Here is a 12,674-nt window from a genome sequence, read left to right as displayed (position 1 = left end):
CAGATATGGCTCCCGGTGCGGGCGGTGGTCCCGGGCGCGCGCGGTGGTTCCCGGTGCAGGCGTTGGTTCCCCGGTGCGGGCGGTGGTCCCGGTGCTGGACGTCAGAGCGGCCCTGAGAGCGACGCAACGCCTCAGTCGAGTCCGGAGTACGAGTGCAGGCCGTTGAAGTACATGTTGACGACGGTGAAGTTGAAGATCACCGAGGCGATGCCGATGAGGTTGAGCACGGCCACCTTCGTCGGGCCCCAACCGCGGGTCGCACGAGCGTGCAGGTACGCGGCATAGATGACCCAGACGACGAACGTCCAGATCTCCTTCGAATCCCAGCCCCAGTACCGGCTCCAGGCCACCTCGGCCCAGATGGCACCGGCAATGAGTGTGAACGTCCAGGTGATGAAGCCGACTGCCGCGATTCGGTAGGAGATCCGCTCGAGGTCAGTGCTCGAGGGCAGACGGTGCAGGAACCGCAGCCACTTCGGATCCTTGGTCTCGTGCACGCTCTTCAGGATCTGGAAGACCGCCAGGATCGCAGAGATGTAGAGGAGGGAGGTCGAGAGGATCGCGATCGGCACGTGGATGGCGATCCAGTACGAATCCAGCGCCGGGATGAGCTTCGCGGCAGGCGTGTAGAAGACGGTGATCGCCAGTCCCAGGCACAGCAGCACTCCCCCGGAGACGAACGTTCCCAGGTAGCGCACGTCCTTCTTCGTCAGCACGACGAGGAAGACGATGACGGTGATCGCGGTGGCGGTGAGGACGTACTCCATCATGTTGCCCCACGGCACACGGGAGACAGACAGGGCACGGGTGAGCACTCCGCCGACGTGCAGCAGCATGGCGAGCACGAGCAGCGAGGTGCCGATGCGGGCTCCGCGGTGCTTGTTCTTGCGGGACGACTTCACCGTCGCGGAGTCGTCATCGCCGGGTCGGTCGAGGACGGCAGTCGTCGCCGTCTTCCGGTTCGTCCGCCGCACCGTGCTGGCCTTGGCCGAGGTGGCGACCTCGGCTTCGGAGGTCTTGAGCTCACGCGCGCCGAAGAGATCGAAGGCGTAGAAGATCATGGCGACGGCGTAGACGATCATCGCCGAGATGATCAGCTGGTTCGACCACATTGCGAGGTCAGTGTTGACGTCCATTCATCCTCCGCACCGCTGAAGTGCTCTTCTGTCGCAGGTTGCAGCTGCCAGACTCTCTGTCCGACCATATGTCGGTGCGCGCCCTGCCGACTCCGTGACGAAGCCACCGGCGACGCGCACTCCGCGGCTATTCTACTCCGCGTAGTACTTCGGGTTCATCTTTCGTCGTCGTCACCGTGCTCACCCTCATCGGGTTCCGGATCGCGCAGGTCTTTGACCAGGTCATCGACGGCGCGCTCGACCATCGGATCCTCACCGCGGGCCAGGGCGGCCACCTCGGCGTCGCCGTTCTTGATCCGCACCCATACGCGTCGGCGCGGAATGAACAGGGACAGGCCGAGCCCGGCCAGGACGAGGATCGCGCTGATGAGCATGAGCGCCTGTGTCGGGTCCTGGGAGATGTCGACGGCGATGTACTTCTTGACTCCGTCGAAAGTCACCGAACCGCCGTTCGGCAGCTTCTGCGTCTCCCCCTCGGCGAGCTGGATGACGAGCGGGTTGCCCGACTTATCGGTCATCTCCGTCATGTTCTCGGCGTCGAGAGAGTACACGGACTGCGGGACTCCGGAATCGAGGCCGAGGTCGCCGGTGTACCCGCTCATCACGAGGTAGGGGTTGCGCAGCTCGGCGAAGCTGGAGATCAGCTCACCGTTCTCATTCTGTGCGGCCGTCGGCAGGAACACCCCGACGAAGCCCATCTGCGTGCCGGCCGAATCCGGGACCTTGATGACGCCCTCGGAGGTGTATCCGGGGTCCCCGCCGTCCGGGATGAACACCTGCGGACCGGACTGGACGATATCGCCCTTCGCATCGCGCACGGTCACCTCGGGGGCATAGCCGTTGCCGGTGAGATAGACGCCGACCCCGCCCACGCGCACCGGTTCGTTGACCTTGAGGACGTGCGATTCGGTCGTCCCGTCCGCCGTCGTCGTCACCTTCGCGTCGAAGGTGCGCGGCTGACCGAACTGGTTGCCCGCCGCCTGATCGTCGAAGGTGGAGGTGAAGGAATCGAGCTTGAGCCGGAAGTCCGGCAGATTGTCGGCATCGTAGTAGGAGCCGGGTTCGAAGGAATCGTAGGAGACCAGCGAATTCGAGAACGTCTCCCCTTCGACGAGGATGCGCTGACCTTCGTAGCCGAACAGCGATCCGATCGCCATCGTCAGGGTCGCCATGAGCAGCGCGATGTGGAAGACGAGGTTGCCGGTCTCGCGGAGATAGCCGCGTTCGGCGGCGATGTGATCGGACTGCCGGTTGATGCGGTACCCCGACTTCTTCAGCCGGGCCTCCGCTGCACCGAGAAATGCCTCATCCGCATCCTTACGGGTCTCTGCGTCTGCCTGCGCCGAGGTGAAGGTGGCGTATCCGGGCATCCGGGACAGCCGCCTCGGTGCTTTGGGCGGGGACGAGCGCATCGCCTTCCAGTGTTGCTTCGTCCGCGGGATGATGCAGCCGATGAGGGAGATCATCAGCAGCAGGTAGATCGCGGAGAACCAGACCGAGGAGTAGACGTCGAACATCTGGATCGTGTCGAGGAACTGCCCCCAGGCACCGTTGTTCTCCAGGAAGGTGTTCACTCGACCCGGGTCCTGGATCCGCTGCGGCAGCAGAGATCCGGGGATCGCGGCGAGGGCGAGGATGAGCAGGAGGATCAGAGCCACACGCATCGTCGTCAGCTGGGTCCAGGCCCACCGGCACATGCCGATGAACCCGAGCTGCGGCTGCGTCACGGTCGACTTCGCGGCAGGCTTGTCTCCCTGCTTCGCCGTCGTCTTCGCACCCGATTTCGGCTGCGTCTTCTCCGAGCCTTCGGTTGAGCCCGCCACTAGATCACCACTTCGAATCCATTGATGAGACCTTGCAGAGAGGTCATCCACATGTTCCATACGCCGCTGGCCATGAGCACGCCGAGGATGATGAGCATGATGCCCCCGGCCCGCACGATCGCGGTCTGATGCTTCCGCACCCAAACGAGTCGCCCCGCGCCCTTGTGGATCGCCAGCGCCAGGAGGATGAACGGGATGCCCAGGCCCAGACAGTAGACGAAGGCCAACAGCGCTCCGCGCCAGATCATCCCGTCACCGCCGAAGCTCACCGACATGCTCAGCACAGCCGACAGGGTCGGCCCCACACAGGGTGCCCACCCGAGGGCGAAGGTCGCTCCGAGCAACGGTGCGCCCCAGAGTCCGGCCTTCGGTCTGGCACGGATGCGACGTTCGTTCTGCAGCAGTCCGAATCCGCCCATGAACACGAAACCGGCGAGGATGACGATGACGCCGAGGACGCGGAGGATGACCGACTGCCATTGGGAGAACAGCGCTCCCAGCGCGGAGAAGCTGGTCCCCAGCAGCACGAAGACGACGGTGAAGCCGAGGACGAACAGGCTGATGCCCACGACCACTCGCCACGTCTGCTTGTCCCTCAGCGATGATCCGGACAGCCCGGTGACGTACCCGACATAGCCGGGAACCAGGGGCAGCACGCACGGGGAGGCGAACGAGACGAGTCCGGCCAGGGCCGCTGCGCCGGCAGCCAGCAGCAGCGGGCCGGAGAGGACGGTCTGGGCGAAGTCCGCCCCGAGTCCACTCACTCGGCCAGCACGTCCTCGATGAGTCCCTTGAGAGTCGAGGCATCGATCTCACCGACGACTCTGGCCGCGGCGCGGCCCTTCGCGTCGAGGACCACCGTCGAGGGGGTGGCCTGCGGGGGCAGGACTCCGGAGAGCAGAGATACCATCTCACCGTTCGTATCGAGCATGTTCGGGTACGGCACCTGGTAGTTCTGGATGAACGCGTTGGCTGCAGCCTCTTGGTCACGGACGTTCACGCCGATGAACTGGGCCTTATCCCCGAATTCCTCGGATACGGACTTCAGGTCCGGGGCTTCCTTCCGGCACGGTGGGCACGCCGCGTACCAGAGGTTGACGACGACCGGGGCGGGACGCAGATCGGCCAGGGACATCGACTTCCCGTCGAGGGTCTCGAAGCTCAGGTCGAGGGGTTCGCCGCGGTCCTCGGCCGCTACCTGCGAGACGACTCCCGAGCCGGAGACGTATCCCTGGTCGGATCCGGCCTGATCGGCCAGCTCATCGTTCTCGCTGCAGGCGCTGAGCGCCAGGGCCGTTCCGGCGGCGAGCGCCGAGGTGAAGAGGGCCCGACGGTTGAGGGAATGGCGTCCGAAGCTCATGCTCCCGCCACCGCGGTGCCCGGCTGCAGATCCGCACAGATGCTCTCATAACTCACGGACACCAGTGTGGAGGAATCGAATGTGAAACTGGTGATAGAAGCCAGGTCACATTCGCGTCTGCGCGGGTCGTGGACGAGTGAACGTCCCTCCCCCGACAGGCGGGTCATCCAGATCGGCAGCTGGTGGGAGACGATGACTCCTTCGGCGTCCGGACCGTGGAGGTCGAGCTTGGCTCTCAGACTGGCCATCGCGGCCCGCATGCGCAGCACGATCTGCTTGTACGGCTCTCCCCAGGACGGGGTGAGCGGGTTGTAGAGGCGCACCAGGTTCCTCGGCTCGGCCAGGCGTCGCACGCCCAGTTTCTGTCCCTCGAAGGAATTCGCCGCCTCGATGACCCGGTCGTCGTCGAACACGGGCAGGTCGAGAGACTTCGACAGCGGACGAATCGTCTGCTGGGCCCGCAGCAGCGGGGAGGCGACGAGTTCGACCGGACGGGTGGGCGCGGCATGGAAGTGCTCGGCCACGCGCACAGCCATCTCGTGTCCCCGCTCGGTGAGACCGAATTGCGGCAGGCGTCCGTAGAGGATGCCGTCGGGGTTGTCGACTTCGCCGTGACGAACGAGGTGGATGGTGGTCATGACTGCGCCTTCCCGACCTCCGGAACCGCGGCCGCAGCCTTGGCTGCCGCAGGCAGGGCGCTGATGATCCGGTCGAGGATCTCATCGGTGTGGGCGTAGGACAGGAACCAGGCTTCGAACGCGCTCGGGGGCATATGGATGCCCTGATCGAGCATGGCGTTGAAGAAGGCGGTGTAGCGGTCGACGTTCTGGGCCCGTGCCTGGTCGTAGTTCGTCACGTCGGTGTCGGTGAAGAACACGGAGAACATCGAGTTCGCCGACTGGATGACGTGGGCGACGCCTTCGGCCTCCAGGCTGGCGGCGACGGCCGGGCGCAGAGTGTCCGCGGCACGACCGATATGCGAGTACACGTCGAGTTCGGTCGTCAGCTTGAGAGTGGCCAGTCCGGCAGCGGTGGCCACCGGATTGCCCGAGAGCGTTCCGGCCTGGTAGACGGGGCCGGACGGGGCGAGGTGGGCCATGATCTCGGCGCGACCGCCGAAGGCCGCTGCCGGGAAGCCGCCGCCCATGACCTTTCCGAAGGTGAACAGGTCGGCCGGGCCCTCCGGGTAGCCGAGAGTCTCGGACTCATAGCCGTACCAGCCGGCGGCGGAGACGCGGAAGCCGGTCATCACTTCGTCGCTGATCATCAGCGAACCGTGGGCCTTGGTCAGCCGGCGGATGGTGTTCGTGAAACCGTCGCGGGGAGGCACGACGCCCATATTGCCGGGGCTGGCCTCGGTGATGACACAGGCGATGTCCTCCCCGTGTTCGGCGAATACGGCTTCGAGCCCGGCAGCGTCGTTGTAGTCGACGACGATCGTGTCCTGTGCCTGGGCTCCGGTGACTCCCGGGGTGTCGGGCAGAGAGAACGTGGCCAGCCCGGAGCCGGCCTGGGCCAGCAGCGAGTCGACGTGACCGTGGTAGCAGCCGGCGAACTTCACGACCTTGGACCGTCCCGTGTAACCGCGGGCCAGACGGATCGCCGACATCGTCGCCTCGGTGCCCGAGGACACGAGGCGCACCTGGTCGACGGGATCGACGCGGCGAACGATCTCCTCGGCGAGTTCGACCTCACCGGTCGACGGGGTGCCGAAGGAGAATCCCTTGACGGCGGCTTCCTGGACGGCGGCGACGACCTCGGGGCGGGAGTGGCCCATGATCATCGGACCCCACGAGCCGATGAGGTCGATGTAGTCGTTGCCGTCGGCGTCGCGCAGCCACGCACCGGTCGCCTCGGTGATGAAACGGGGGGTGCCGCCGACGGCCTTGAACGCGCGGACCGGGGAGTTCACTCCGCCGGGGATGACCGCCTCGGCGCGGGTGAAGAGGGCGGCGGACCGATCGGTGGTGTGACCGTTCGTCTCTGCTGTCGTCATGATTCTCCTCTGATTCTTCGCGGGTCGGGTTTCGTCCCGGGATCGTTCTCAGTTACGCGTGGGGACGGCTCAGGAGCCGTCGATGTCTGTCATATGGTCGAAGACTTTGGTGAAGATCCGCCCCAGGATCTCCATCTCCTCGGGGTCGAGGAGATCGACGAGGTGGCTGCGGACTCCGGCGACATGATCGGGTGCCGCGGCCCGCAGCAGCTGCCATCCGGCCTCGGTCATCACGCAGTTGACCCCACGGCCGTCCTCGGGGATGGCAGAGCGCTCGAGCAGTCCGCGCTTCTCCATTCGGGCGACGCTGTGGGTCAGCCGTGACCGCGACATGGTCGTATCGGTGGCCAGCAGCGCCATCCGCATCGTCCGGTCATCGTGTTCGGACAGACGCACGAGGATCTCGTATTCGGGCAGGCCGATGCCGTGCTTCTCACGCAACTCCTTGTCCAGCTGTGTGCTGAGCAACTGAGAACCGCTGAGGTAGCTGCGCCAGGCCTTCTGGTCGACGGCCGACAGCCAGCGAGGCTCGGTCATCACCGGCCTCCGTCTGCGCTGCGCTTGGTCAGATGGCCCGCGGCCTCGGATTGGAGGCGCTGGGCGACCTCGGTGGCCCAGTAGGTGAGGATCGCATCGGAACCGGCACGTTTGAAGGCGATGAGGGACTCCTCGATCGCCTTCTCCCGGTCGATGGCTCCGGCGGCGGCCGCGAATTCGATCATCGCGTACTCTCCGGACACCTGGTAGGTCCACACGGGCACGATCGATTCCTGGGCCACCTCGGCGAGCACGTCGAGATACGGCAGACCCGGCTTGACCATGACGATGTCGGCGCCTTCGGCCAGGTCGAGGCCGAGTTCGCGCAGCGCCTCGCGACCGTTCGCGGGATCCTGCTGGTAGGTCTTGCGGTCGCCCTTGAGCTCGGAGTCGACGGCTTCGCGGAAGGGACCGTAGAAGGCGGAGGCGTACTTCGCGGTGTAGCCCATGACCACGGTGTCGGTGAATCCGGCGGCGTCGAGGGCTTCTCGGCAGTAGGCGACCTGGCCGTCCATCATGCCTGACAGCCCGAGCACCTCGGCTCCGGCGCGGGCCTGGGCCAGCGCCATCGAAGCGTAGCGGTCGAGGGTGGCGTCGTTGTCGACTCCCCCGGCGGAATCGAGGACTCCGCAGTGACCATGGGAGGTGAACTCATCGAGGCAGAGATCGGCCATGACGACCGTCTCCTCGCCGAGGTCGTCGGCCAGGAGACGCAGCGCGCGGTTGAGGATGCCGTCGGGGTCATCGGCCTGGGAGCCGATCTCGTCCTTGTGCTCGGGAATGCCGAAGAGCATCACCCCTCCGACCCCGGCCGCGACGGCCTCCCGAGCGGCGTCGAGGAGGGAATCCAGAGTGTGCTGGACGACTCCGGGCATTCCGCCCAGCGGCAGAGGTTCGCTCAGGCCTTCCTTGACGAACATCGGCAGGATGAGCTCGGAGGGGTTCAGCCGCACTTCGGAGACGAGGCGACGCAGGGCCGGGGTCGACCGCAGCCGACGGGGACGGACGGTTCCGGGAACCAATGACATGTCAGGCCTTCCTTCTGCGGCGCTTCTGACTCGGACGCTGTGGGGAGATCCCGGCTTCCACGTCATCGGCGCGCTGGGTGAGTGCGAATTCGACGAGACCGTCGATGAGAGAGGTGAGGTTGGCTTCCTCGGCGAGGACGTCGACGCGCAGTCCGTGTTCGGCTGCGGTGTTCGCCGTTGCCGGGCCGATGCAGCAGATCACCGAGGTGGGGGCGGGTTTGCCGGCGATGCCGACGAGGTTGCGCACCGTCGATGAGGAGGTGAAGAGGAAGGCGTCGAAGTCGCCGGCCTTGATCGATTCGCGGATCGGAGCCGGCGGTGGGGAGGCGCGCACGGTGCGGTAGGCGGTGACGTCGTCGGGGTCCCAGCCCTTCTCCAGCAGCCCGGCCACAAGCACCTCGGTGGCGATATCGGCACGGGGCAGGAGCACCGTGTTCATCGGGTCGATGTCATCGACGAAGTCCGGCCAGGCTGCGGCCAGCCCGCGAGCGGAGTGCTCCCCGTCGGGGACGAGGTCGGGGGTGATTCCCCAGTCGACCAGCGCTGCCGCGGTGCGACCGCCCACGGCGGCGACCTTGACGCCTGCCATCGAACGGGAGTCGAGTCCGAAGTCTTCGAACCACATGCGCACGGCACGCACGGCGTTGACGGAGGTGAAGCCGACCCATTCGTAGGATCCGTCGACGAGGCCGCGGATCGCCTTCTCCATCTGGGTCGGGGTGCGCGGCGGCTGCACGGCGATGGTCGGCACCACGGTGCCGACGGCCCCGAGTTCGGCCAGGGCTTCAGCGGTGGAGGTGCCCTGTTCCTTCGTCCGCGGGATGAGCACCTGCCAGCCGAAGAGCGGTTTGGATTCGAACCAGCTGAGCTCTCCTCTGGATTCCACTCCCTGCCCCATGATCACCACCATACGATCCGAACCTGTCTGCGCCATGGACAGCGCCTGCTTCAAGGTCGTCTCCACGCTCGTCTGCTCGATGGTGGAGATCCCCCACCCGAGGAGGACCTTCGTGTCCTCGTCCCAGCCGTCGGCGAGCAGGGCCTCGATGGCCTGTTCGTGGGCGGCTGCGCTGCCGGTGAGCACATGGGTCGTGTTCCGGTGGCGGGAGACGTCGACATGGGTCTGCGGTCCCGCTTCGATGAAGCGCACCGACCGGACGCGGTTGGTCGTCAGAGCCGTTCCGGTATAAGCCGCCGTCGAGGCGGAGAGTCCCACTCCGGGCACGATTTCGACCTCGACCTGTTCCTTGCGGCAGACTCCGGCTTCCGCAGTCGTGGTGGTGAAGATGATGCCGTCGTCCGAGCTCAGCCGCACCACGGTCTTGTCCGGGCGGGCGAGTTCGGCCATGCGGCGGCCTCGGGTCGAGGCGGCGACTCCGAGGTCGGCGGCATCGATGAGCGTTGCGGCCTGCGGCACATAGGCGGTGACGATCTCGGAGTGCACATCGGCGTCGTAGACGACGGTTTCGGCGGTGGCGAGGATCTCGGCGCCGCGCATCGTCATCAGACCGGATTCGCCGGGTCCGCTGCCGATGAAGACGACTCGTGGGGCTGCCGGCAGGAGTCGGCGCGGCTGCACCTGGCCCGTTGTCGGTTCGCTGTTCATCCCTGCTCCTGAGCCTTGACGGGGGTGAGGTGTTCGGCGCTGGCGGCCGGGTCGATGCCGAGGCGTCCCAGAAGATCCTCGGCCGCTGCGGTGCCGAGTTCATCGGCAATACGGGCGAGTTCCTTCGCGGTCACCGACAGCTGCTGTTCTCCGGTGCTGCTCCAGTCGACTTCGAGCAGGGCGGGCAGCTCGGTGCTCTGACGCGTGCGGGCGAGCTTGCCGTCATCATCGGCCATCACGGCGTCGACGATGAACTCGGTGCCTTCGATCTTCGCCAGCGCGCCGATCGGAGCCGAGCAGCCGGCTTCGGCACGGGAGAGGATCGCCCGCTCGCAGGTCACGGCGAGGTCGGTCGTCTGGTCGTGGATCCGGCGCAGCGCGGCCCGCACCTCGGCGTCGCCGTCGAGGATGTCCGCGGTGGTGGCGAAGGCGCTGTCGGCGCTGCGCGTCTCGACCGCCAGGGCTCCCTGGCCCGGGGCCGGGAGCATGACATCGAAGTTGAGCGAATCGGTGGCTTCGGCCAGACGCCCGATGCGACGCACTCCGGCGGCGGCGAGGACGACTGCGTCGAGACGGCCGTCGCGGACATGGGCGATCCGGGTGTCGACGTTTCCGCGCACTCCGCGGACCTCGATATCGGGACGTGCGGCACGCAGCTGAACGGCACGACGCGGCGAACCGGTGCCGATGACGGACCCGGAGGGCAGGTCGTTCAGGCTCAGCCCGTCGCGGCCGATGAGGACATCGGCCGGGTCGACGCGCGGTGGGATGGCTGCCATCTGGATTCCCGCCTCGGGGGTGGTGGGCAGGTCCTTGAGCGAGTGCACGGCCAGATCGATCTTGCCCTGGTGGAGGGCCTGGCGGACGGCGGAGACGAAGACTCCGGTGCCGCCGAAGCCGGCCAGAGGCGACATGTTGACATCGCCCTCGGTGACGACCTCGACGATCTCGACGCGCCAGCCGGTCAGAGCCGCGATCTGGTGGGCGATCGCCGTGGACTGGGAGCGAGCCAGCTGTGACCGGCGGGTGCCCAGACGCACGGTGCGGCCGGTGAAGTGTTCGGGTTCGACGATGTCGAGGGTGTGATCGGCGACCGGGCGGATGCCGTCGGCCTCGACATGATGCGCGCTGGCGGCCTTCGCGACCTTCGTCTCCGGAGCGGTCTTGGCGTGGGCGACCTTGTTGACCGGCAGGTCGAAGAGCTGCATGAGAGCCTGGGCGTAGTCGACCTCGGATTCGGTCACAGCGAGTTCCTTGACCTTCACGGTCGGGGTGTGAATGAGCTTCTCCGCCACCCGGTGCAGGGATTTGCGGATCTCTGCGAACGCCTTCTCGTCGACGGAGTCACCGAGCTTCTTCTCCAGGCGCTGTGTCTCGGAGGCGAGCACATCTTTGGCGTGGGAGCGCAGAGCGGTCACGGTCGGAGCGACCGAGCGCTCCTTGTTGCCGGTGGCGATGTTCTCCAGCTCGGCGGCGATGATGGCGCGGACTTCGTCGATGGTGCCGGCGACCTTCGCATCGCTTTCCTTATCGGAGCGGCGCAGCAGTTCGCGGATCTCGCCGAGGCCGAAGAGGGCGACATGTTCGAACTCGCGGACGCTGGGGTCGATGTCGTGCGGCAGGGCGAGGTCGATGAAGGCCTTGTTCGCTGCGCCCTTCGGGTTCTGTGAGAGTCCGGCGACGATGTCGTCGCGGCTGACGACGACTCCGCGGGCACCGGTGCAGGAGACGATGAGGTCGGCGTCGGCGATCTCCTCGGCCATGATGCGCGGAGTGAGTTCGCGGGCACGTCCGCCCACCTCGGCGACGAGGCGTTCGGCCTTGTCGAGCGTCCGGTTGAGCACGGTGATGTGGGCGACGCCTTCCTTGTGCAGCCCGGACACGACGAGCCCCGACATGGCTCCGGCGCCGATGACGAGGGCATTCGCGGCACGCAGGGACCCGATGTGCGCGGCCGAGGCTTCGATGCCTGCGCCGAACAGGGACCGGGCGACGTCTCCGAGGTCGGTCTCCGAATGGGCGCGCTTGCCCACACGCAGCGCCTGCTGCAGTGCCTGGGAGAGTTCGGAGGTCAGCGCCTTGTCCGACTGCGAATCCGTGAACGCCGTCCGGAGCTGACCGAGGATCTGGGCTTCGCCGATGGCCATGGAGTCGAGTCCGCAGGCGACCTTGAGCAGGTGCTCCATGGCCTGATGGTCGTAGTGGGCGTAGAAGTGCCCGGCGATATCGGACCATTCTTTGTCGATCGACGACACGAGCGCGTTGCCGAGGTCGGCCAGTCCTCCGTGGAAGGCGGAGACGTCGGCAATGAGTTCGAGACGATTGCACGTCGAGAGCACGGCGAGTCCCTCGATGTTCTCTCCGGCCAAGGCGTCCCGTCGCAGAGTGCCGACCTCACCGGCGCCGAAGGCCATCCGATCGAGCATGTCGATCGGAGCCGACTGATGTGAAATGCCGAGAACCAAGAGAGTCAATTCCTGTGCTCCTCAAAACCAGGGTTGAGCGGTGCCGTGTCCAGCGCCGAATAGTATGCGAGTACTTGCAGCTCACTGGCCAAGTCGACTTGATGGACACGCACGGTATCCGGTGCGTCGAGCACGGTGGGTGAGAAGTTGAGAATGCCGCGCACACCTGCTTCGACGGCCTTCTGGGCCGCCGCGGGTGCCGCGGCTGCGGGGACGGCCATGACCACCAGGTCGATGTGTTCGGACCAGGCGGGAAGGTCGTCCAGGGAAGAGACGGTCAGGGCGCCGATGGAGGTGCCGATCTTCTCCTCGTCGATGTCGAAGACGGCGGTCAGACGCAGGCCGCGCCGACGGAATCCGGCGTAGTCGGCCAGCGCCGAGCCGAGACGTCCGGCGCCGATGATGGCGACGCGGCGGTCCCGGTCGAGGCCGAGGAACGTCCGCAGCGTCGCGGCCAGCTCCGGACAGGAGTAGCCGACCCCACGAGTTCCCGATCGCCCCAGCTGGGACAGGTCTTTGCGCAGAATCGACGGGGACACACCGCTGCGAGCGGCAAGGTCCTCCGACGAAACCGTGTCCTGGCCGGTGGCGGCAATCGTCTCGACGGTCTGCAGATAGATCGGGAGTCGGGATATCACGCGCTCGGGTACGTCCTTGCGAACGACACCCTCAATCCTGTTGGCGGACAGAATCTCGCCCACGAATCCGCCTCACTCCTTCAAT

General features: G+C 66.4%; 11 protein-coding genes. All 11 read right to left on the bottom strand.

The window, feature by feature from the left end:
* Positions 1 to 131: 131 nt before the first annotated feature.
* On the bottom strand, positions 132 to 1,136 hold the full coding sequence (gene ccsB / locus AC3CD9_RS01965) for a c-type cytochrome biogenesis protein CcsB (protein ID WP_139907266.1): 1,005 nt from the start codon (positions 1,134 to 1,136) through the stop codon (positions 132 to 134).
* A 155-nt stretch (positions 1,137 to 1,291) separates the two neighbouring features.
* Positions 1,292 to 2,959 (bottom strand): cytochrome c biogenesis protein ResB, encoded by a 1,668-nt coding sequence (gene resB, locus AC3CD9_RS01960; protein WP_488366070.1) that lies wholly within the window; start codon positions 2,957 to 2,959, stop codon positions 1,292 to 1,294.
* The gene (locus AC3CD9_RS01955) at positions 2,959 to 3,723 is read right to left on the bottom strand and encodes a cytochrome c biogenesis CcdA family protein (protein WP_488366069.1); all 765 of its coding nucleotides are present in this window, start codon (positions 3,721 to 3,723) and stop codon (positions 2,959 to 2,961) included. The genes resB and AC3CD9_RS01955 overlap by 1 nt, the downstream gene beginning before the upstream one ends.
* Positions 3,720 to 4,319 (bottom strand): TlpA family protein disulfide reductase, encoded by a 600-nt coding sequence (locus AC3CD9_RS01950; RefSeq protein WP_488366068.1) that lies wholly within the window; start codon positions 4,317 to 4,319, stop codon positions 3,720 to 3,722. Before AC3CD9_RS01950 ends, AC3CD9_RS01955 begins: the two co-directional genes overlap by 4 nt.
* Entirely contained in the window at positions 4,316 to 4,957 is a 642-nt protein-coding gene (locus AC3CD9_RS01945) for a histidine phosphatase family protein (RefSeq protein ID WP_488366066.1), read from the bottom strand. The genes AC3CD9_RS01950 and AC3CD9_RS01945 overlap by 4 nt, the downstream gene beginning before the upstream one ends.
* The gene (gene hemL / locus AC3CD9_RS01940) at positions 4,954 to 6,315 is read right to left on the bottom strand and encodes a glutamate-1-semialdehyde 2,1-aminomutase (RefSeq protein WP_488366065.1); all 1,362 of its coding nucleotides are present in this window, start codon (positions 6,313 to 6,315) and stop codon (positions 4,954 to 4,956) included. Before hemL ends, AC3CD9_RS01945 begins: the two co-directional genes overlap by 4 nt.
* A 69-nt stretch (positions 6,316 to 6,384) precedes the next feature.
* Positions 6,385 to 6,852, bottom strand: a complete 468-nt coding sequence (locus AC3CD9_RS01935; RefSeq protein WP_488366064.1) for a MarR family winged helix-turn-helix transcriptional regulator — start codon at positions 6,850 to 6,852, stop codon at positions 6,385 to 6,387.
* Positions 6,852 to 7,880, bottom strand: coding sequence for a porphobilinogen synthase (gene hemB, locus AC3CD9_RS01930; protein ID WP_488366063.1), 1,029 nt, complete (start codon positions 7,878 to 7,880; stop codon positions 6,852 to 6,854). Before hemB ends, AC3CD9_RS01935 begins: the two co-directional genes overlap by 1 nt.
* Position 7,881: 1 nt before the next feature.
* Positions 7,882 to 9,486: a bifunctional uroporphyrinogen-III C-methyltransferase/uroporphyrinogen-III synthase gene (locus AC3CD9_RS01925; RefSeq protein WP_488366061.1), complete on the bottom strand. Its 1,605-nt coding sequence runs from the start codon at positions 9,484 to 9,486 to the stop codon at positions 7,882 to 7,884.
* Complete coding sequence (hemA, locus tag AC3CD9_RS01920; protein WP_488366060.1) at positions 9,483 to 11,960, bottom strand: glutamyl-tRNA reductase; 2,478 nt, start codon at positions 11,958 to 11,960, stop codon at positions 9,483 to 9,485. The genes AC3CD9_RS01925 and hemA overlap by 4 nt, the downstream gene beginning before the upstream one ends.
* The gene (locus AC3CD9_RS01915) at positions 11,957 to 12,652 is read right to left on the bottom strand and encodes a redox-sensing transcriptional repressor Rex (RefSeq protein ID WP_039206526.1); all 696 of its coding nucleotides are present in this window, start codon (positions 12,650 to 12,652) and stop codon (positions 11,957 to 11,959) included. The genes hemA and AC3CD9_RS01915 overlap by 4 nt, the downstream gene beginning before the upstream one ends.
* Between the last annotated feature and the right edge of the window lie 22 nt (positions 12,653 to 12,674).

Source organism: Brevibacterium sp. MGP-B1, from assembly GCF_057766545.1.
The sequence above is the reverse complement of the archived record's forward strand: the minus strand, read 5'-3'. Positions and strand labels throughout refer to the sequence as shown.

Coding starts and splice junctions, on each gene's coding strand:
- ccsB (WP_139907266.1), bottom strand. CDS start 1,136: ATGGACGTCAACACTGACCTCGCAATGTGGTCGAACCAGCTGATCATC.
- AC3CD9_RS01950 (WP_488366068.1), bottom strand. CDS start 4,319: ATGAGCTTCGGACGCCATTCCCTCAACCGTCGGGCCCTCTTCACCTCG.
- hemL (WP_488366065.1), bottom strand. CDS start 6,315: ATGACGACAGCAGAGACGAACGGTCACACCACCGATCGGTCCGCCGCC.
- AC3CD9_RS01945 (WP_488366066.1), bottom strand. CDS start 4,957: ATGACCACCATCCACCTCGTTCGTCACGGCGAAGTCGACAACCCCGAC.
- AC3CD9_RS01925 (WP_488366061.1), bottom strand. CDS start 9,486: ATGAACAGCGAACCGACAACGGGCCAGGTGCAGCCGCGCCGACTCCTG.
- AC3CD9_RS01935 (WP_488366064.1), bottom strand. CDS start 6,852: ATGACCGAGCCTCGCTGGCTGTCGGCCGTCGACCAGAAGGCCTGGCGC.
- hemB (WP_488366063.1), bottom strand. CDS start 7,880: ATGTCATTGGTTCCCGGAACCGTCCGTCCCCGTCGGCTGCGGTCGACC.